This is a genomic window from Mycobacterium yunnanensis (assembly GCF_025823185.1).
GTDB lineage: Bacteria > Actinomycetota > Actinomycetes > Mycobacteriales > Mycobacteriaceae > Mycobacterium > Mycobacterium yunnanensis.
In genome coordinates, this window is the sequence record NZ_JACKVK010000005.1 from 269,576 (window position 1) to 288,358 (window position 18,783).

Sequence of the window (18,783 nt, forward strand, 5' to 3'; positions counted from 1 at the left end):
TCCTAGATACGACACCCGGAACCGAATGGTTCACGGGTTCGGTGACCGGAGCTGGCGACGGTGACCGCTCCGAGGTGTTCTTCCTGGTGGGACGCCACTGCGCCAGCACCGTCGTCGAGACCGAACCGGTCGTGCAGTCGAGTCAGCCAATGCGGTGCCCACCAGTTCCACTCCCCCATCACGCGCATGAACGCCGGCATCAGCACCATCCGCACCAGCGTCGCATCGACGAGGACGGCGAGGGTGAGTCCGAGCCCGAACATTCGCATGAACGACACCTCGGCGGCGATCAGCGCGGCGAACGAAATGGACATGACCACGGCCGCCGCGGTCACGACCCGAGCGGTGCGAGAGATGCCCAGTGCCACGCTCTCGTCGCTCCTGACCCGCGCGGGCGCCGCGGCCGAACCGCCGCCGGACGCCAGCCAGAACTCCCGAATGCGCGAGACGAGGAACACCTCGTAATCCATCGAGAGCCCAAAGGCGATGCAGAGCAGCAGCACCGGGATGTTGGCGACGAGGGTGCCGGTGGTCGTGGTGCCGAGACCGCCGAGGTGACCGTCCTGAAAGATCCACACCATCGCGCCGAATGCGGCCGTCAACGACAACACGTTGAGCGCCAACGCCTTCAGCGGTATCGCGACACTACCGGTGAGCAGGAACAGCACCACGAACATGATCGCGGCGATCAGTCCCAGCACCAGCGGCAGTCGCGACGTGATGGCGTGCACGCTGTCGGCGTTGACCTGGGCGGTGCCGGTGAACAGCACCCCTTCACCGCCCGGTCCCGGCACCGCATGCAATCGGTCGAGTTGGGCTTGGGACCGGTCGGAGAACAGCGGGGCCTCGCCGTAGACGGTGAGGAAGGCGCGCCCGTCGACCCGGGTGGGCGGGGTGACGCCGGTGACGTCCGGCACGAGGGCGAGGTCGGCGGCGTACCGGGCGAAGTCCGCGGCGCTCAGATCCCGCGCCTCGGGGACGACGACGGTGATCGCGGTGGCCGAGTCGTCGGCGAACTCGTTGCGCAGTTGGTCGCCGACCTGGTGGGCCGAGGCCGACGACGGCAGCACCCTGTCGTCGGGGAACCCCCACTTGACGCCGAGGAACGGGGCGCCAAGCAGCAGCAGCACGGCGACGACGGCGAAAGCGACCGGCACGGCGTGGCGCATGACGGCCTTGGTCCATCGATACGGCAACGGTCGAGCCACGGGGCGGTGCGCGGCAGCGGAACGCCGGAACGGTGCGCGAATCCTCCAGGCGTTCAAGCGGTCTCCGAGCACGACGATCAACGCGGGGGTGACGACCAGTGCGGCTACCGCGGCGAAGGCGACGGTCGCGACTCCCGCGTAGGCGAACGACTTGAGGAAGTGCATCGGAAACAAGGCCATCATGGCCATCGACAGCGCGACGATGGTCGCGGAGAACAGCACCGTGCGGCCAGCCGTCACCATGGTGTGCACGAGCGCCTCGTCGCGGGACGATCCCTCGGCGAGCTCGTCACGGTAGCGGCTGACGATGAGCAGCGTGTAGTCGATGGCAAGCGCCAAACCCAATGCGGCGGTGAGGTTCAGCGCGAAGATCGACACGTCGGTGAAGACGGTCACGCCGCGGAGCACCGCCAGCGCGCCGAGCACGGCCATGGCGCCGACGGCGACCGGGACCGCGGCCGCCAGCACCCCGCCGAACACCCACACCAGGACGACGAAGCTCAGTGGTATCGCCAGCGACTCCATGACCATCAGGTCGTGCTGCGACTGTTCGGTGATCTGTACATCGCGCATCGCCGCACCGCCGGAACGCACGGTCACACCGTTGCGGTCCCCGGCGAGCAGCTTCGACAGCGCCTTCGCGGTCGCTTGCGCGGCGCTGCCCTCACCGGACACCCCGGCGACGATCAGACCGGACCGCTGATCGTCGCTGACCAGACCGGCATTCGACCCCGCAGGAGCCGTCCATGCCGACGTCACCGTGCTGACGTCCGGTGATCGCTGGAGTCGGTCGACGATGTCGAGTCCGGTCGCGCGGGCCGCGGCGCTGCCGTACCCGTCGGGATCGGAGACGACGAAGATCATCTGCGCGTCGCCGTGGCCGAACGTGTCGGTCAGGATTGCCGTCGCCCTCGCCGATTCCGACGACGGGTCTTCGAACCCGCACGCGCACAACGTCTTGGCGACCGGGATGCCGAAGACGGCCGCGGCAACCGTCACCAGGGCCGCGATCGCGACCACGCGCCGGGGAACGGCGATGGCCATGCGGGCGATGTCGCGTAGGAACGAACGTCCCGGCCTTGGTGGCGTCACGGTCGACTCCTCGAGGGGCAGCATGTCAACAGATGATGACTTCAGACGGTAAGCGGCCCGACCCGGCATGTCAACAGATGGTGACTTAGGGCCTCCGCGCCATGGCGCCAACCTCACGACGCCAAGTCCCCAATCGTTGACATATGTCATCGCGCGTTGACATACTCCGATCGTGGCGAGCGCCACGCACCTGATCGGGGGTTCCAATGATTGTTCACGCAGGTTCGCCCACCAGGCTGGCAGCCGCCCTGCTGGCGGCCGGGGTGATGTCGGCTGCGGCCACCGTTGCGTTTCCGGAGCCGCAAAGGCTTCCGGCGGTCACCGTCGACGTCGCCGACGCCGCGGCGATCACCGACGCGTTCGTGTCCCTGGGCAAGAGCGTTCAGGTGCTGACCAGCCTCGTCGGCATCCACGTCGACGCGACGATCTCGGTGCCCTTCGAGGCCACGCTCGCCGTGATGGCGGCGCAGCAGCATCCCGAGTTGACCCCCAACGTGCTCAGCTATCTGGTGCAGCGCTTCGTCAACCCGTCCGTCGGACCACCGGTCACTTCCTACCCCTGGGAAACCGAACAGACCGCCGCCCTCGTGGCGAGCCTGCTGCCGTATCCGCTGGGTCCGAGCTCCACCGATCCGGGCCTCGTCAACGAGGCGCGGCTGGCATTCGCCGCCGCGTTCGACAGCGTCTTGGGCCGACTCCCCGACCTGATGCCTGGGTACGACGCCGTCCGCAGCGCGATGAACGACTCGGGGCTCGGCGGTACCGTGGTCGCCGGACAGCTCGCCGCTCGCGCACCGCTGTACATGGCCTGGAGTGCGGTCAATTACGTGGGCAACCTTCCCGCCAACGTCGCGGCCAGCGTCGAGTCGGCAATCGTTGCCCCCCAACAGATTCCGGGCCTGATGAGCAACCTGGTCTACGGTCTGTTGTCCCCGGACGCCAATGTCGGCCTGATCGGGCAACTCCTCGACGACGCCGTCGACCCGTTCACCTGGCTCCCGGCGCCAATCGGCTCTAGCCCCGCTGCGCCGACCGGTCTGGCGAATCAGGTGCGGGTAGCCATCGTCGGCATGCTGAACGCGGTGCTCTCGCTACTCCCCGCCCCGGTGACGCCCTCGGAACTCCCGTCGAGCACTGCCCCGCAGTCACGGCCGACGATGAGCGTCGGCGCAGGTAAGGGCGAGGCCGTCCCGTCGGCACTCCCATCGGCGTCGCTCGTACTCAACGGCGCGGTACACCTCGCACCGGTGCGGGGAGACGACATCAGTGTTGAGCCGATCCCTTCGGCGACGCGGGGAGTCCCCCGATCGTCGACCGACACCGTCACCCCCTCGATCGACGACGCGCCCCAGGCCGCGGTCGACACCGACGTCACCAAGGCCGCGGGCGCCGCCGCACCGGAGGACGGGTCGGTCGGGTCAGAGGACCGGTCTGGTGCCGACGGCGAGCCGTCGTCAAGCACCGCCGGTGTGCGCCATGGAAAGACCGCGACGGATGGGGTCACCAGGCCCGGCGCCAAAGCGGTTCCAGCGCCGGGGGATTCGCACCCCGGCGACGCGGCAACTCGATCCGGCGCGTCGGCTACCACCACGCCGGGCATCAACGGCACGACGGGCAAGGCCGAAGCACGGGGTACCAACGAGTCAGACGGTCAGCCAGCGGGCGAGCCAGGCGCGCCTCGACACTCTGTCAACGGCCGATGACATATCCTCGGCGGATGGTCGCCACCCGCTCCCGCAATGCCCAGGAAACGCGCACTGACATCCTCGCCGCAGCACGTGCGTGCTTTGGCGCTGACGGGTACGAGCGCACGACGCTTCGAGCAGTGGCCGCCCACGTTGGCGTCGACCCCGCCCTCGTCATCAGATACTTCGGCAGCAAGCAAGACCTCTTCGCCGCCGCGGTGGACTTCACCCTCGACCTGCCCGACCTCACCGGCGTCGACCCCGACCGCGTCGCCGAGGTGTTGCTGCCCAAGTTCTTCGCCGTGTGGGAGGACGACCCGACCTTCGTCGCGCTGCTACGCGCGGCGATGACGTCGGCCAGCGCCGCAGACACGATGCGTAAGGTCTTCGCCACTCAGGTGGCACCGGTCCTGTTTGCCGTCACCCCCGACAACCCCGGTCAGCGGGCCGGCCTGATGGGATCCTTCATCATCGGCCTGGCGACTACCCGCTACGTCCTGACCAACCCGTTCGTGGCCGATTTGAGCCAGGACGAACTGATTAGGTGGGCCGCTCCCGTCGTGCGTCAGCTCCTAGTCGGGCCGGCGCCCACGGGCTAGCGGCGCTCGGCGAAACGCTCAAGCGCCACCTGCCAGGTCGGGTGAAGGTACGTGGGATCGGCCCAAGACGGACGGCCACGTCGCCGCAGTCTGCACGGTCACAGTCCACGATGCGAGCTGCCTCAACGGTGAAACGTGACCGTTTCGGCGAGGGGTGCCCTGTCGACGCGGTGTCGGTGCGCGGGCGAGTCCGGGTCGGCGTAGCCGAACGAGATGCCGAAGAGCAGCTTGAGCTCGGAGGGCACGTCCAGAACCTCTCGAATGGGATCGGCGTAGAGGCCCAGCATCGTTTGGGGCACGCCACTGAGACCGTGCGCGGTGAGTGACAGCAGGAACGTTTGCGCGTACATGCCAACGTCGGCGGCCACCCGTACGCCGCCATACAAGTTGGGCATGAACAGCAGGCATGCGTGGGGCGCACCGAAGAACTCCAGGTTGCGCAGCACGGCGATCCGACGGTCCTCGCGCGCGTCTCGAGACACCCCCAGCATCTGGTAATAGGTTGCAGCCTGGGCCATCTGCCGATCGCTGTACTTTCCGCTGAGTTCGTCATAGCCCCAAGGGAAGTCGGGAGTGTGCGTGTCATCGGCCTCAGCGGACAGCATGGCCCTGCTCACGGCGTTGCGTGTCGCCCCCGAGACGATGTGAACGTGCCACGGCTGAATGTTGGAGTTGGACGGCGTCTGACGCGCCTCTTCGGCGACTGACCGGATCAGCGCGTCGGGCACTGGGGTGGCGAGGAAGCTGCGCACCGACCGACGCTCACGGACGACGTCGTGGAAGGGTTTGACCTGGGGCACCTTGCGCATCTCCGATCACGACTCGATGATGTGCCGGAGAGCCTCACATCGAAGTTCATTTTGTCTAGTGCACTAGATACTAGCGCGAGAGGATTCGGATGACCGCCCGTCGCGCCACGAGCCGCCACGACGTCAACAAGCAGCTGTCATTCGCGCTCTACGGGGCAGCGAATCGGTTGGTGCGGATGCACAAGCCGTTCCTCGCGCCGCTGGGGTTGACCTTTCCTCAGTATCTGGTGATGCTCGAATTGCTCGGCGAAGCGCCTCGCCCCGTCGGCGAGTTGGGTGCCAAATTGGGCATGGATACCGGCACGATCACACCGCTGGTGAAGCGACTCGAACTGTCCGGGCTCATCACGCGCCGACGTGATCCCTCTGACGAGCGCCGTGTCCTGGTCGACCTGACACCGGCGGGTGAGGCGCTGCGGGACGGGGTGTGGGCGGTTCCCGACCAGATCAAGACCGCGTGCCAGATATCCGACGACAAGGCCCGCGAGCTGCGCGAGGCACTCGACGACGTGGGTCGCGCGTGAGCCTGGCCAATGGACACGCCGCTCGCACTCTTGCTTGCCTGCCAGGGACATTGGATCACCGGACAGACCATCTTCGCCAACGGCGGATGCACCACACGGTAGCCATGACCACCCCACACCATGTGAAGGCGGCGGGTCATCGGCGACCGCATGGGGCGGCCGAGCTGTCAGAATATGGACGTGGCCGACCGGGTGAGTCTCGACCGGGAGCAACTGGGGCGCTTGATGGCGATCGTCCAGGAACTCGGCGTTGGCGAGGATCTGGACGACATTCTCCAGCACGTCGCCGCGGCGGTCGTGGATGTCATCGGCTTCGATGCCGTCGCGGTCAACGTGGTGACCAGGTCTGGTGACCTGGAGGTTCGCACCGTGGTCGGCCCGCCGGAACTCGAGACCTTGTTGGGCGGGGCGCTCCCCCAAGACGGCTGGTTGGCGTTGCTCGATGCCAGTGAGCAGTGGGGAGAGCTACGGTTTTGCAGGTCACCGGTCCTGGATGACTCGGTTCCGCACGTCGATCCGCGGCCGGACCGTTTGTCGACGCCAGCGGTGTCACCCGTGGGCCTTGATGTCGAGCCGTGGCAGCCGGAATTCGCGCTGCTGGTCCCGTTGTGGCGTGCTCCCCGTGAGCTCTTGGGCGTCATCAGTGTGGACCTCCCGCGAACGGGTCTGACTCCAGACTTCCAGCAACGCGCGCTTCTGGAACTGTTCGGTACGCAGGCCGCTGCAGCAATCGCGCGGGTGCATGCCTTCGATCTGGCCTCGGGTAAGGCCAGTTTGTATCGGGCAGCGTTCGTGGCGTCCCCGGCCCCGACGCTGGTACTGGACGCCCATCTGTTCGTCACCGACGTCAACGCCGCCTTCCTGGACTTGGCCGAGGCGCTCGAGGACGAAGTGTTGGGCCGCACGCTCGCTGACCTCGTGATCCTGCCCGGTTCCGACATCGAGCAGACGACCGCTCTCGATGCGCTCGGGGTGAACGAGTCGACGATCCTGGCCGAGGAATGCGCATTGCGCCACCCCCGAGGGCACGCCTGGGACCGGTGGGTGCAGGTGACGGCTCGCCGAGTGGACGATGCGACGACCGGACCGAATTACGTGTGCCTCGTCGGCGATCGCACCGCCGTCCGTCAGAGGATGGACGAGCTACGGAAGCGGGCAGAGCGCGACGACCTGACGGGGTTGTACCTGCGTGCGGCCGGCATGAATGAGCTCGCGGCGCGATGTCAGCCGGCGGCGGCTGATACTGCTGACCCCGACGTACACGACCCCGCGGTGACGCAGGCGGTGCTGTACTGCGACCTGGACGGTTTCAAGCAAGTCAACGACGCTGACGGGCATCGCGCGGGTGACGAGGTGCTTGCCGCGGTGGCCCGTTGTCTGACAGCGGCCGCCGAGCCCTCTGACATCTTATGCCGTTGGGGCGGAGACGAATTCGTGCTCATTGCCAGCCGAACGACCATGGGAGAGATCGTCGATCTGGCAAACGAGTTGGTTTCCGCCGTTCGGACACTCGCAGCTGCCGCCCCGCCCGGTGAACCCGTACGAGCACTGGGCGTGTCGGTCGGCATCGCCGAGTTCACCCCACCCGCGGACCCGACCGCGGTGCTCGAAGCTGCCGACGCAGCGCTCTACCGCGCGAAGACCGACGCCCACCAACGAGTCCACGTGCACGCACCCCTTCCGTGACCGTCGCACACCTGGCGCAACGCCTCGTGGCGAGCCGCACGTACGACGGGGCCTCACACGAGGCCGCCGTCGGCGGCGATGGCTTGTCCGGTGATCCACCGAGCGGCGCGGGAGGCCAAGAAGGCGACGACGTCGGCGATGTCCTCGGGTTCTCCGAGACGTCGCAGGGCGGTGCGGTTGGCGACGGCGTGGTCGTCGTCGCCATGGTCATGGCTGGTCCACATGTCGGTCCGGGTGGCGCCGGGCCTCACGCTGTTGACAGTGATCTGGCGTGGGCCCAGTTCTTGGGCCGCCGTGCGGACGAGCGCATCACCGGCGGCCTTGCTCGCCGCGTACAGCCCTCCGCCCTGCCGCGGGGGCAGACTGGCCCGGGAGATGACGATGATTCGTCCGCCGTCTGAGAGGTGTTGCGCTGCTTGCTTGATGGCTACGAAGGTGGCGCGGGCGTTGGTCGCGAAGACGGCGTCGAAGACGGCGTCGCTCGTCTGCGCAATAGGACCGTGGTGTCCGATGCCGGCGTTGCTGACCACGACGTCCAGCCGTCCGTACCGCTCGAGGGTTGTGTCGAACAGTCTTCGAAGCTGGTCGGGGTCGGCGACGTCGGCCTGGGCGGTGACCGCGCGTCCGCCGACGGAGGCGATGGCGTCGACGACGTCGTCGGCGGACTGCTGGTCGGTGCGGTAGTTGACCATTACGGCGAAACCGTCGGCGGCGAGCCGGATGGCGATCGCCGCACCGATGCCCCGCGAGCCGCCGGTGATCAGTGCAACCTTGCCAGCGGTGTCACCGGACGGTTTGCGCGACGTAACGCTGCTACTGGCCATACGAGCAACCATAGAATGAGGAACTCGGCGTCGACATTGCCGTTGGGCGGCTGCTGGTGCTGGATCGTCGAACCGGTGAGGGTAACCGAGGCGACACCTCGATTCCGCCGAGCCGATGAGTTGTGTGGGTAGCAACGGTCTGTTCAGGGGAAGAGGAAATGCCCCGGGGTCACGTCCGCTCAGGGGCGAGGAGAAATGGTCGTGAAGCAGATCAACTACGCCGCCGCCTGTGCGGCCGTCGTCGCGACCATGACGGCCTGCGGGGCAGGCATCTCGCCTGAACCGTCGAACGTTGGCCAGGCGGTCACGCCCACCACGACGGTTGACACGGCCACTCCGTGCGGGCAGTCGACGAAGGACGCGCTGAGGGCGGTTGCGCAGCGCCGATTTGGTGGCAACTCCAGGCAGCCGTTCTCGATCTCGGAGGTGCGGTGCGTCGGTGACTGGGCGAAGGTCATCGTCGACACGCGGTCGGTTCCCGACGCAAACCCCCCAAGCATCGTGCTCTACCACTACGACGGGAATGGTTGGCGTGCGGTGCTATACGGCAGCGGATTCAATTGCACCAACGAAGGCGTGCCACCGTCCATTGCCGCGGAACTCGCGTGCTGACTCAACCTGGTGTGGGTTCAACGGCGCCAGCACCGGGGGCCAGTGAAGGGCGATGGGGACGTCCGCCGAGGCGAAGCGTGTGCGATGGGCTTTGCCCGTACTGTTGCCGATACTGACCGGCGAATCGGCCCAGATGCAGAAACCCCCATCGGGTGGCGACCGTAGTGACGGTGGCCGAGTCAGGTGAGTGAGAGAGCAATTCTGCGTGCACCCTTTCCAGTCGAAGTCGCCGTAGATACGCCATCGGCGACGGATGACCGGATCTGTCGAATGCCCGCTGCAGGGCTCGGGCGCTGACTCCGGTGGCGCTCGCCAGTTGCGCAGTGGTCCAAGGCTTTTGCGGATCAGCATTCATCAAGTCGATCGCCCGCTTCGTCACTGCCGCGCCAGCCGGAGAATCACGTGCGCTCAGCGCATCGGCGAAGTTGTGATGCTGCATCTGCAGTAGCCCCTGGATCAGCAGAAGCTGAAGATTGCCCACCGCGAGCGGGTGGTTCAGAAGACCGCCGGGTTGCCATGCCTGACGCCCCAAGAGCCGCACCAAATAGTACCAATCCCGCGCGGCGGCAGATTCGAGATCGAAGTGTCGATCGAATGTAATGCGTTGGTAAACCGTCCGATTCAGCATCGCCTCGAGTTGACTCCGCATCTGCGACTCGTCCACCTTGACACAAAGCTGATCGCAGTCGGCCGACCAATCGAGCTGGCACGGCGTTCCCGGTGTGAACACGGCAACCGCCCCGGCGGTCGTGTGGAGACTCTCTCCGTCGCGCCAGCGATTCATCGCTGATCCGGACAGCGGTGCGTCGATGTAGTAAGCGGTGACGTCCTCGGCTCGGATCTCGATGTCCACCCCGAAGCCCACACTGCCGACGGTCACCATGGGAAGTTGCAGAGCCTTCATCTGCATCATCACCGCTGTGTCACCGACGGGATCTAGGTCGGCGGCGACGTAGAAGTGGCGCAGGGCGTCGGTGGCCACGTCGACGTCGGTCGTCTCGATCTCTGCCGCCTGGCCGAACGGCGCGTCGGTCATGTGGTGCTCCCAGTTTGCTGTGTGCGAGCGGCTCCTCGCGTGGAATGCTAGTCCGCCGCCGGCCGTCTGTACGCGTCGGCAACCCGGCCCTACCGCCATCACCTGGCGTCAATCGGCCAGAGCGCAGGCGGTCCTCGGCTAGCGAGGTGCGCATTCCACCTGATTACGTCGCCAGGAACGATACGTGGGAGGTGGATGAGTGATCGACGACGAAGCCGTCGGCTGGCAGCACGGTTGGGCCTCGACGCACGGGCGGCTCGCCAACCTGGCGCGAATCGTCGTTGCCTCCGGAGACATGAACGGTACCGAGTCGTCGATCCTGCGTCGCCGACTAGCCGACGAACTCGACGGGGAACCCACCCGATTGGTGCTCGAGCTCTCCCGCGTGACGTCGGTCGGGAGTGCCTTCATCGACGTCCTCACCGACGCCTCGGCCACGGCCGGCGAAGCTGACATATCGTTTTGCCTCGTGGCGCCGCCGAATGGCCCCGTGGTCGATGCGCTCACTGCTGCCGCATTGGACGAACTCTTCGAGATCTCGGCAACCCTCAGCGAAGCCCTGATCGCCGTCAACCATTCGGAGACAGTCGGTGCGGCCGTCGTCGAAGGGGCGCAACGCGCTCGTGAGCGAGCGCAGTTGATCTGCGAGGCAGCCCGGAAGACGCGCGATCACAGCCGACGGCTGCGAGGCTGGGGGCCGCGCGCGCACGGTTCCGAGCTTCCGTCGGGCGGCGACTGATACCGGTCGTAACCGCACGAAGGCTGCTCGGGCGCCGCTGGGCTCCATCGCGGCTCCCGGAGAGGGGTGCCGTCAGTGTTCGGTCGTCCACGGGTCGGGTTCACCGTCGAGGGGGACCTGAAGTACGCCGAGGACGCGGGCGACGCCCATGTAGTGCCCGACGAGTACGACGACGGTCAACAGGTCTCGGTCGTCGAGGACGTGATGGACCGCAGTGAACGTGGAGTCGGAAACGGTTGAACCGTCGATGATCTCATCGACGAAGCGTAAGACGGTGATGAAGTCCTGCGGTAAGACGTCATCGCTAATTCGTTCGTCTTCGATGGCGTCCACCTGGGCTGTTGTCCAACCGTGTTGCCGCGCCTGGCTCAGATGCTGAAATCGCTCGTAGGCGCTGCGCTGTCGTGCCGCGACTCGCAGGATCACGCCCTCGCGCCAGGCAGGGTCCAACGGAGAGGCGCGGAGCGCATTCGCGGTCTCCGGTAGCTGGCCGGCCAGGCTGTCGTCGAGGAGCAGCAGAGCGCGAGTGAGGTTGGAGGGGAAGCGATCGAACTGTGCCTTGCGCCGGCCGGTGAGCGTTGCCGGGTCGACGAGAGGAATACGCGTCATCAGCGGGACCGCGCCGTCTCGACATCGTGTAAGAACGCCGCCAGATGGCCCGTGACGGCGGCGGGTTGCTCGATCGGTGACAGGTGGGCCGCCTGCTCGATGATCGCCATGCGCGCGTTCGGGATGCCGCCGCGTAGCTCTTCGGCCGAGGACACCGGCGAACTCGAATCGTGCTCGCCGACCAACACCAGCGTCGGCACGTCGATCGCACCCAGCGTCGCGCAGGAGTCGAAGGCGGCGATCATCTCCCACAGGGCGGCCTGCACGCCGACGTCGTTGTTCATCAACGTCTTCTCAGCCCGGTCGACTATGTCGGGTCGACGGTCCCTCGTCTCCGGCAGGAACCAATGCTCGAAGAGCCCGCCGAGGATCGCCGACATCCCCTCCTCCCGCAGCGCGGTAGCTCGCTGCCTCATCGCGGACTGCCCTTCCGGTGCGAACCGGGCGGCGGTGTCCAACAGAGCCAGCGAGTCGACGAGGCCCGGGGCGGCGAGCGCAACGTGCTGCGCGATGAGTCCACCGACCGAGAGGCCGACCAGGGCCACCGGGCCGACGCCCAACTCGGCGATGGCCGTCGACGTCGACTTGGAGATCTGCTCGATGGTGATGGCCGTCGCGGGTGCGATGCTGGCGCCATGACCTGGCAGGTCGAACGCGATGACATCGAATTCATCGCCCAATGCTGCGATCTGCGCGTCCCAGTAGGTCAGGTCCAGCCCCGCCGAATGCAGAAGGACCACCGCAGGGGTCTCCCCACGCGGGCCGGTGCGCACGACATTGAGCTGATGGGACACCATGAAGGATCTCCTTTTGCGAGGCAGACTTTCATTCATGGTCGTCGTTCAGCGCTTAGTACGTCCAACGATGATGAGTGCACACACTAAGCACTAGGGTCGATATATTCGACGGCATGGAACTTCGGCAACTCGCGCACTTCGTCGCTGTCGCCGAGGAGCTGTCGTTCACCCGGGCAGCGCGCAGAATGCACGTCGTGCAGTCGGGGTTGTCGGCAACCATCGCCGCGCTCGAGCGGGAACTGGGCGTCATGTTGTTCGACCGCACCACCCGAAGCGTCGAGCTCACCGAGCCCGGGCACGACCTACTCGGGCATGCCCGCGAAATCCTCGACGCAGCCGAACGCGCGAAGGACTCGATCGCGACCGTGGCCGGAGGTCTCCGTGGCACACTGCGAATCGGGATGATGCACTCCTTGCTTCCGTCTCCGGTTGCGGATGCGATCGCCGAGTTCCACTGCGAGCGACCAGGAGTCCGACTACGACCGACGACCAGCCCCCACGGTTCGACGGGCCTGGTTCAGGCCGTCACCGACAACGAACTCGACCTGGCGATCGCCGTCGTTCCGCCGACCCTGGCCGACGACGTCCGAACCACCACCATCAGCTCGGAGCCCATGGTCTTCGCCTGCGCCAGCAGTCACCGGTTGTCGCATCGTCGCACCGTCCGCCTGAGCGAGCTCGCCGGGGAGACCTTCATCGACGTGCCCGCGGGCTGGGGCAGCCGGTCGAGTACCGACCGGTTGTTCCAAGAACTCGGCATCCAGCGAACGGTCGAGATCGAGATAGGCGACGTCGCAACCGTTCTCGATATGGTCCGCGCAGGACTCGGCGTAGCCCTCATCGCGAGGTCCTCCGCTCCCCATCTGGACGGTCTCGCCGTCATCCGGCCGAGGCCGGCGCCCATCTTCACCATCAGCCTCGTACTCCCGAAACACAGGGAACCCAAACCAGCAGCACGCGTCGTCGCCACCGCCATCCTGGAGCACATGGGCCGCCGCCACACCGGCGAGCCGTCAGGGTGCGGCGTGGTGTCTCAGACCTAGAACGACGAGACCGATCACATGCTGCCTCCCATGACGTGGCCATCCTGGGAATCACAGACAGTCGTGGGTTGACGGAGGAGTTGTGTACCGCACCAGTTCTGCTGACCGAGTTGGTCAAGCATCGCCGCTTCGGCCGAACCCGAATTGCGGCGCACACCGACGAGGACGGGCTCGGTCAGGGCGGGCAGCAGCGGGCAGGCCAGTTCTTCGAACCCTTCGGGGATGGCCGAGGCCGGGACCACGGTGACGCCCAGGCCCTGCGCCACGAGCCGGACCGCTGTGGAGATTTGCGACGCTCGGGCCACCGTGTGCGGGCTGAGGTCGGCGTTCGCGAACAGACGGGCGAGGTATTCGTCGAGAAGGCTGGCGCGCCGGAATCGGATCCACCCCTCGGACGCCAGGTCCTCTAAACGCAAGGCGGCGCCGTGCGCGAGAAGCGGGTGACCCTTGGGCAATACGGCGACGTAAGCTTCTTCACCCAGAGGGTGAGCGTCGAAGGTGCATCCGCCGGGGATGCGGTGTACGAGGACCATGTCGAGGGTTCCCTGGCGGAGTAGCCGTTCCATGTCTGCGGGGTCGGGCTCCTCGTGGAGTGTCACCTGCAACTTCGGGTGGTGCCTGCGTAGCTGCCCCATTGCCTGCGGAAGCTGTCGCGCGCCCAGGCCCATGTGGACGGCAATGATGAGTTCGCCTGACAGTTCCCCGTTGGCGGCGCGAGCGGCGGTGATGGCGCGCCGGGATGCGGTCGTGGCGACCTTCGCCTCCGCCAGGAAAGCTCGTCCGGCCACGGTCACGGTCACCCCATGTGGGGTGCGGGTGAACAGCTGCACCCCCAGGTGCTTCTCCAGGGTGCTGATCTGTTGGGACAGCGAGGGCTGGCTGATCCGCAGACGTTCTGCTGCCGCTGTCATGGAGCCTTCGTCGGCAACAGCCAGGGCGTATTCGTATTGGCGCAGGTTCATTCCCGAATCCATCCTCGTCACGACATAGCCGTTGTCAATGCAGACCATACAATGCCACTATTTGCGCCTATGCCCTATCGCTCCTACCGTCATACCCGCAACTACGTGCAGCCACCCGGCTATGAACTGACGGAGTGGATGCAGCCTTCGATGCCCTCCGGCAAAGCGTTGTGCAGTTGCATATTTCGCTAGTCATCACAGGTTCGACTCAAGGAGTACGGATGCGTTTAGCAAACAAAGTAGCCCTCGTCACCGGGGGGAGCACAGGCCTCGGTCTGGCAATTGCTCAGCGATTCGCAGAGGAAGGCGCCCACGTCTTCATCACGGGGCGACGGAAGGAAGCGCTCGAGGCCGCGAAGGCATCGATCGAGGGACACGTCACGGCGATCACCGCCGACGCCACGGTCTCAGGCGATCTCGACGAAGTGATCGAAGCCATCCGCGGGGAAAGTGGACGCCTCGACGTGGTCGTCGCCAACGCCGGGAACATCGAGCGGATGAACTTCGCAGACGTGACCGATGCGCACTTCGACCACACCTTCGACCTCAATGCCCGCGGCACGCTGTTCACTGTGCAGAAGGCCCTGCCGCTGTTGCCAACGGGCGGCTCCATCGTGCTGGTCGGATCGATTACGGCACTCAAGGGGCTACCTGGATCTACGACCTACAGTGCGACGAAAGCGGCCGCGCGCTCCTACGCGCGCACGTGGGCGGCCGAATTCGCAAGCCAGGGCCTCCGGGTCAACGTGCTGTCCCCAGGTCCGTTCGACACACCCATCATCGACGGACAGGCCGAATACTTTGGCCAGGATCCGGCGGCTCTCCGAGCCCAAATGAGCACCCACGTCCCATTGGGACGCCTGGGTCGTCCCGAGGAACTCGCCAGTGCCGCACTGTTTCTCGCCTCAGACGAGAGCAGTTTCATGACTGGTGCAGAACTATGCGTCGACGGCGGCATGGCCCAGGTGTAGCCCGCTCTGGCGGTTTTCGCGAACGAAATTACGGTCGGCGATATGCAGCCACTATCTCGTTGAATCTGGCGGCCACTACCGCCTCCTTCATCATCTTCGGCGAGTCGGCGTTCATCACCGATGTGGGCGTGCGGGTCTGCTCACGCGACGGTGTGCATTTCGTCGGTCCACACCCTGAAGTCCCTCAGCCACGCGGGGCCGAAGGAATTGCTCAGAGCGATGTCGGCGGCGTCGCGGCCCCGTGCGATGAGCACCCGGCCGATGCGCGGAGTGTTGTTTCGGGCGTCGAAGGTGTACCAGTGCCCACCGAGGAAGACCTCGAACCAGGCTGAGAAGTCCATCGGATCGGCGCTGGGCGGGACGCCGATGTCGCCGACGTAGCCGTTGCAGTACCGGGCGGGAATGTTGAGGGCGCGACAAAAAGCCACCGCGAGGTGGGTGAAGTCCCGGCACACCCCGACTCGTTGGTTGAATGCATCCAGTGCGGTGCGGGTGCTGTCAGCCTGCTGGTAGTCGAAGGTGATGTGGGAGTGCACGTAATCGCAAACCGCTTGCACGCGAGCCCATCCAGTGGGTCCGTCCCCAAACAGGTCCCATGCCGTTTGAGAGAGTCTGTCGGTGTCGCAGTATCGGCTGCCCAGCAGGAACACCAGGGTCTCCTCGGGCAGCTGTGGCACTGGAATCTGCCGTGCGTCGGGCACGATCAGATCGGGTAGACCCGAATCCTCGACGACCGCGTCGGCGGAAACGGTGATCTTGCCGGCTGGGGCGACGATGCGAGTGCACCAGTTGCCGAAGCCATCCCGGTAGCCGTGCACCGGAACAGGTGGGTCGAATATCAGGTTGTCGGGTGCGTGCAGGTCCGAGACGCGGGTGTAATGCACGTTGAGATTGAAGATCATCGGGACGGGACGGGGGCACTCGAAGGTCATCGCGAAGCCAAGGTGGATCTGCATTGCCGCTGCTCCATTCCTTCGCTTACCCGAGGTCGCCCGGATGTCCCGCGTTGCCCAATTCTGGGGCCGGAATAGCGGTCGCGCGACTCGACACCATCGCGCGGCCCGACGTCACCTTCCCGGAAGCCGTCCGTGGTGGACTAATCCAGATCGGGCAGTCGGCGAAACACCTGGCGCACCCCCTCGCCCCACTGAGCACTCAGTGCGGCAAAGGAGGGGTCACCCACGCCGAGCCGTCGCCGGCTAGTCACCTGCAAGCTGCCCTCGTGGTAGCAGATCAAATCGATTGGCATGCCGACCGACAGATTGCTGCGCATGGTCGAATCAAAGGACACTAAAACGCATTTGGTGGCGTCGGACAATGACGTGCGATTGGTGAGTACCCGGTCCAGGATGGGCTTTCCGTACTTGGTTTCCCCGGTCTGAAAGAACGGGGTGTCCGCTCCCGCTTCGATGAAATTGCCCTCGGCGTAAATCCGGAACAGTCGCATCGGCTCCGCGCCAATCTGGCCCCCCACGATGAACGAGGCGTTGAAACCAACCTTGTTGGCTTGCAGATACTTTGCGTCTCGGTCCTCGACGTCTCGCATCGCATCCGAGACCACGCGAACCGCATCGAACATGGTGCGCGCCCCCATGACGTCGTCGACGGCACCCCCGTCGGCGCAGCCCTGCCGCAGCACGTTGATCACAGCCTGAGTGCCGGCCAAGTTCCCCGAACTCAGCAGCACGATTACCCGCTCTCCCACGCGCTCGAAGACCGTCATCTTGCAGAACGTGGCGAAGTTGTCCACCCCGGCGTTAGTTCGGGAATCCGAGGCGAAGATCACGCCGTCCTCAAGCAACACACCAACGCAATACGTCACCGGGCTTCACCCTTCACCGAAGACGTGCCACCGTCCGGGGTCCGCGGTCTGTTTACGCAGTACGTCGAGAGCACCTCGATGAGCGGGGAGATCGGTTCGAGGTGTCGGTATCCGTCGTGCGAGTAGATCTCGAGCAGATACCGGTGTGAGGGGGCGTGAATGCCCACCCCGAGTACGGCCCGATACCCGAGATCTGCCAGCAGAGCGGTTTCAGTGGGTTCGGATCCGTCCAGGTCGAGCGCGGCGAGGAAGGTCGAGCCGGTCGCCAGCGCGCGCGCAGTGGCCGGGTAGTCGGCGAGCTCGGCGCCGTACAACCCAAGATCGGTCAACACGGTGAGACCCGATTCGGGCGTCTTCACGCTGTCCATCTTGCGCGGCGTGTAGACCGCCTTGCCGTCGTCGGTGACAACGGAGATCGCCCAACCAGCCAGCCCAATGGCCGCCTGCACCTGCATGGCCAGCATTTCCAACGCGTCGACGTCGGACATCGGCGCGTTCTCCCGCATGAGTTGCACCATCACCGCCGCGAGGCGATCGGTACCGCGTTGCGCGTCCGGGCCTAGCCCGCGCCGATCGAGTCCACCGACGACCGGACGGGTATAGGCCGTCGTACTGAAGCGGGCCGGCCCTTGGCGCTTCGATTCGAGCAGCGCCGCATCGGCTGCTTCAAGAAGGTCGCGTCCACTGGCGGTGTGAGGACCCGCTGCGGCGGCTCCCCAGCAGAGGCTCACCGTCGGCTGCAACGCGTCTCGCATCGTCCGGGCCGCCTCATCGGCGAAGCCTTCCGCGGCAGCCAATGTCGAGTCGGGCAGAAGCACGCAGAATTCGTCCCCACCAAGCCGAGCGGCGAGGGCTCCGTCCACGGCCTCGGCCTGGCCTTGAAGCACCGCGGCGACATGGCGTAAGAGCTCGTCGCCCGCGGGATGGCCGGCGTGGTCGTTGAAGTGCTTGAATCCGTCGAGATCGCACACCAGTGCCACCACAGTGGCTGTACCCCAGTCGATCTCGAGGAACCGCTGATCGATTGCACGTCGGTTCGCAATGTCAGTCAGCGGATCGCGAAATGCGTACTGCCACACGGTACTCAACAGTTCTGAGCGTCCTATGGCGACGGCGGTGTGCGCGGCGATGGCTTGCAGGAGTTGAGCGTCGCCGTGGTCGAACCGACGGCCGTCGGTGCCGCTCGCCCAGATCTCACCCCACATCGCGTTGCCGCACATCACGGGTGCGGCGACTTCGCTCTCCCTTCCCCACGCGCGGAGCAGATCCCGGCATCGGCTCGGAGAGTTCTCGTCGTCGACGGCGTTGGCGTAGGAGCGCCCACGCTGGAGCAAGTCGGTGACCGTCGGGTCGTCCGCCACCGGGTAGCACTCATCCTGCGGCCAGCGCTGCTGCCCCGACGCGAGATCACCCACGTTGACGAGTGCCCGTAAGACGCCGTTGCCGGGTTCCCAACGGCTGATGGTCAACGACGACGCCTCGAGGGCGGCCAGCGCCTGTTCGGCGATGACCTCGAGCACCTCGTCGAAGAAACTGGCACCGGAAACGGCACTGGAGATGCTCAACAGAGCCTTGAGCACGGGCAGGTCTGCGGTCAGGTCGGGAATGACGGGCAGGTCTACATCAGTGGACGACTGCATGACGGGGCGCACGTGGGCTTCGAATCGCACATCACCGTCCGTCCCGTCCTGCACCCGATCCTCCCCAAGGATTTCATGAGCCGGGCACTCGGCCGGACTGCCACCACCTTAACTACTGCCTGCGT

Annotated in this window: 18 protein-coding genes and 1 pseudogene; 9 read left to right on the forward strand and 10 right to left on the reverse strand. The window is 65.9% G+C overall.

From position 1 onward, the window contains the following. Window positions 1-2: 2 nt before the first annotated feature. Window positions 3-2,324 (reverse strand): MMPL family transporter, encoded by a 2,322-nt coding sequence (locus tag H7K45_RS08530; protein WP_263995357.1) that lies wholly within the window; start codon window positions 2,322-2,324, stop codon window positions 3-5. 182 nt (window positions 2,325-2,506) lie between these two features. Between H7K45_RS08530 and H7K45_RS08535 the strand changes: the two genes are divergently transcribed. Next, the gene (locus H7K45_RS08535; protein ID WP_263995358.1) at window positions 2,507-4,003 is read left to right on the forward strand and encodes a hypothetical protein; all 1,497 of its coding nucleotides are present in this window, start codon (window positions 2,507-2,509) and stop codon (window positions 4,001-4,003) included. Window positions 4,004-4,017: 14 nt separating this feature from the next. Then, window positions 4,018-4,584, forward strand: coding sequence for a TetR/AcrR family transcriptional regulator (locus H7K45_RS08540; protein ID WP_263995359.1), 567 nt, complete (start codon window positions 4,018-4,020; stop codon window positions 4,582-4,584). Between the two features lie 122 nt (window positions 4,585-4,706). Here H7K45_RS08540 and H7K45_RS08545 read toward each other — a convergent pair whose 3' ends face one another. Continuing rightward, entirely contained in the window at window positions 4,707-5,393 is a 687-nt protein-coding gene (locus H7K45_RS08545; protein ID WP_263995360.1) for a nitroreductase, read from the reverse strand. Window positions 5,394-5,482: 89 nt separating this feature from the next. On the opposite strand from H7K45_RS08545, the gene H7K45_RS08550 reads away from it, so the two are divergent. The 3 genes and pseudogenes from H7K45_RS08550 (at window position 5,483) to H7K45_RS08555 (ending at window position 7,603) form a co-directional block, all read left to right on the forward strand. Then, window positions 5,483-5,917 (forward strand): MarR family winged helix-turn-helix transcriptional regulator, encoded by a 435-nt coding sequence (locus H7K45_RS08550; protein WP_263995361.1) that lies wholly within the window; start codon window positions 5,483-5,485, stop codon window positions 5,915-5,917. Between the two features lie 18 nt (window positions 5,918-5,935). After that, window positions 5,936-6,019 (forward strand): annotated as a pseudogene (locus H7K45_RS31475) (SDR family oxidoreductase); the annotation flags it as partial. Between the two features lie 78 nt (window positions 6,020-6,097). Further along, window positions 6,098-7,603: a GGDEF domain-containing protein gene (locus H7K45_RS08555; protein WP_263995362.1), complete on the forward strand. Its 1,506-nt coding sequence runs from the start codon at window positions 6,098-6,100 to the stop codon at window positions 7,601-7,603. A 53-nt stretch (window positions 7,604-7,656) separates the two neighbouring features. Here the strand turns inward: H7K45_RS08555 and H7K45_RS08560 are convergent, their stop codons facing one another. Then, a complete protein-coding gene (locus tag H7K45_RS08560; protein ID WP_263995363.1) occupies window positions 7,657-8,427 on the reverse strand; it encodes an SDR family oxidoreductase in 771 nt (256 codons plus the stop codon). 201 nt (window positions 8,428-8,628) lie between these two features. On the opposite strand from H7K45_RS08560, the gene H7K45_RS08565 reads away from it, so the two are divergent. Then, window positions 8,629-9,039, forward strand: coding sequence for a hypothetical protein (locus H7K45_RS08565; protein ID WP_263995364.1), 411 nt, complete (start codon window positions 8,629-8,631; stop codon window positions 9,037-9,039). Between the two features lies 1 nt (window position 9,040). Here the strand turns inward: H7K45_RS08565 and H7K45_RS08570 are convergent, their stop codons facing one another. Further along, complete coding sequence (locus H7K45_RS08570) at window positions 9,041-10,075, reverse strand: AraC family transcriptional regulator (protein ID WP_263995365.1); 1,035 nt, start codon at window positions 10,073-10,075, stop codon at window positions 9,041-9,043. Between the two features lie 199 nt (window positions 10,076-10,274). Between H7K45_RS08570 and H7K45_RS08575 the strand changes: the two genes are divergently transcribed. Beyond that, window positions 10,275-10,814, forward strand: a complete 540-nt coding sequence (locus H7K45_RS08575; RefSeq protein WP_263995366.1) for an STAS domain-containing protein — start codon at window positions 10,275-10,277, stop codon at window positions 10,812-10,814. A 72-nt stretch (window positions 10,815-10,886) separates the two neighbouring features. On the opposite strand, the gene H7K45_RS08580 is transcribed toward H7K45_RS08575, so the two are convergent. Together H7K45_RS08580 and H7K45_RS08585 are read right to left on the reverse strand one after the other, a co-directional pair. Beyond that, window positions 10,887-11,423: a carboxymuconolactone decarboxylase family protein gene (locus H7K45_RS08580; protein ID WP_263995367.1), complete on the reverse strand. Its 537-nt coding sequence runs from the start codon at window positions 11,421-11,423 to the stop codon at window positions 10,887-10,889. Beyond that, window positions 11,423-12,220 (reverse strand): alpha/beta fold hydrolase, encoded by a 798-nt coding sequence (locus H7K45_RS08585; protein ID WP_263995368.1) that lies wholly within the window; start codon window positions 12,218-12,220, stop codon window positions 11,423-11,425. The genes H7K45_RS08580 and H7K45_RS08585 overlap by 1 nt, the downstream gene beginning before the upstream one ends. A gap of 113 nt (window positions 12,221-12,333) precedes the next feature. Here H7K45_RS08585 and H7K45_RS08590 point away from each other — a divergent pair, with 113 nt between their 5' ends. After that, complete coding sequence (locus H7K45_RS08590; RefSeq protein WP_263995369.1) at window positions 12,334-13,263, forward strand: LysR family transcriptional regulator; 930 nt, start codon at window positions 12,334-12,336, stop codon at window positions 13,261-13,263. A 14-nt stretch (window positions 13,264-13,277) separates the two neighbouring features. On the opposite strand, the gene H7K45_RS08595 is transcribed toward H7K45_RS08590, so the two are convergent. Continuing rightward, the gene (locus tag H7K45_RS08595) at window positions 13,278-14,225 is read right to left on the reverse strand and encodes a LysR family transcriptional regulator (protein WP_263995370.1); all 948 of its coding nucleotides are present in this window, start codon (window positions 14,223-14,225) and stop codon (window positions 13,278-13,280) included. Between the two features lie 221 nt (window positions 14,226-14,446). On the opposite strand from H7K45_RS08595, the gene H7K45_RS08600 reads away from it, so the two are divergent. Beyond that, window positions 14,447-15,196 carry an SDR family NAD(P)-dependent oxidoreductase gene (locus H7K45_RS08600; RefSeq protein ID WP_263995646.1) on the forward strand — a complete coding sequence of 250 codons (750 nt, stop codon included), beginning with the start codon at window positions 14,447-14,449 and terminating at the stop codon, window positions 15,194-15,196. Window positions 15,197-15,336: 140 nt separating this feature from the next. Here H7K45_RS08600 and H7K45_RS08605 read toward each other — a convergent pair whose 3' ends face one another. The 3 genes from H7K45_RS08605 to H7K45_RS08615 form a co-directional block, all read right to left on the reverse strand. Continuing rightward, the gene (locus tag H7K45_RS08605; protein WP_263995371.1) at window positions 15,337-16,152 is read right to left on the reverse strand and encodes a transglutaminase-like domain-containing protein; all 816 of its coding nucleotides are present in this window, start codon (window positions 16,150-16,152) and stop codon (window positions 15,337-15,339) included. Window positions 16,153-16,292: 140 nt separating this feature from the next. Continuing rightward, on the reverse strand, window positions 16,293-17,000 hold the full coding sequence (locus tag H7K45_RS08610) for a proteasome-type protease (protein ID WP_263995372.1): 708 nt from the start codon (window positions 16,998-17,000) through the stop codon (window positions 16,293-16,295). 14 nt (window positions 17,001-17,014) lie between these two features. Next, on the reverse strand, window positions 17,015-18,658 hold the full coding sequence (locus H7K45_RS08615; RefSeq protein ID WP_263995373.1) for a sensor domain-containing diguanylate cyclase: 1,644 nt from the start codon (window positions 18,656-18,658) through the stop codon (window positions 17,015-17,017). Between the last annotated feature and the right edge of the window lie 125 nt (window positions 18,659-18,783).

Coding starts and splice junctions, on each gene's coding strand:
- H7K45_RS08530 (WP_263995357.1), bottom strand. CDS start 2,324: ATGCTGCCCCTCGAGGAGTCGACCGTGACGCCACCAAGGCCGGGACGT.
- H7K45_RS08535 (WP_263995358.1), top strand. CDS start 2,507: ATGATTGTTCACGCAGGTTCGCCCACCAGGCTGGCAGCCGCCCTGCTG.
- H7K45_RS08540 (WP_263995359.1), top strand. CDS start 4,018: ATGGTCGCCACCCGCTCCCGCAATGCCCAGGAAACGCGCACTGACATC.
- H7K45_RS08545 (WP_263995360.1), bottom strand. CDS start 5,393: ATGCGCAAGGTGCCCCAGGTCAAACCCTTCCACGACGTCGTCCGTGAG.
- H7K45_RS08550 (WP_263995361.1), top strand. CDS start 5,483: ATGACCGCCCGTCGCGCCACGAGCCGCCACGACGTCAACAAGCAGCTG.
- H7K45_RS08560 (WP_263995363.1), bottom strand. CDS start 8,427: ATGGCCAGTAGCAGCGTTACGTCGCGCAAACCGTCCGGTGACACCGCT.
- H7K45_RS08570 (WP_263995365.1), bottom strand. CDS start 10,075: ATGACCGACGCGCCGTTCGGCCAGGCGGCAGAGATCGAGACGACCGAC.
- H7K45_RS08580 (WP_263995367.1), bottom strand. CDS start 11,423: ATGACGCGTATTCCTCTCGTCGACCCGGCAACGCTCACCGGCCGGCGC.
- H7K45_RS08585 (WP_263995368.1), bottom strand. CDS start 12,220: ATGGTGTCCCATCAGCTCAATGTCGTGCGCACCGGCCCGCGTGGGGAG.
- H7K45_RS08590 (WP_263995369.1), top strand. CDS start 12,334: ATGGAACTTCGGCAACTCGCGCACTTCGTCGCTGTCGCCGAGGAGCTG.
- H7K45_RS08595 (WP_263995370.1), bottom strand. CDS start 14,225: ATGAACCTGCGCCAATACGAATACGCCCTGGCTGTTGCCGACGAAGGC.
- H7K45_RS08600 (WP_263995646.1), top strand. CDS start 14,447: ATGCGTTTAGCAAACAAAGTAGCCCTCGTCACCGGGGGGAGCACAGGC.
- H7K45_RS08605 (WP_263995371.1), bottom strand. CDS start 16,152: ATGCAGATCCACCTTGGCTTCGCGATGACCTTCGAGTGCCCCCGTCCC.
- H7K45_RS08615 (WP_263995373.1), bottom strand. CDS start 18,658: ATGCAGTCGTCCACTGATGTAGACCTGCCCGTCATTCCCGACCTGACC.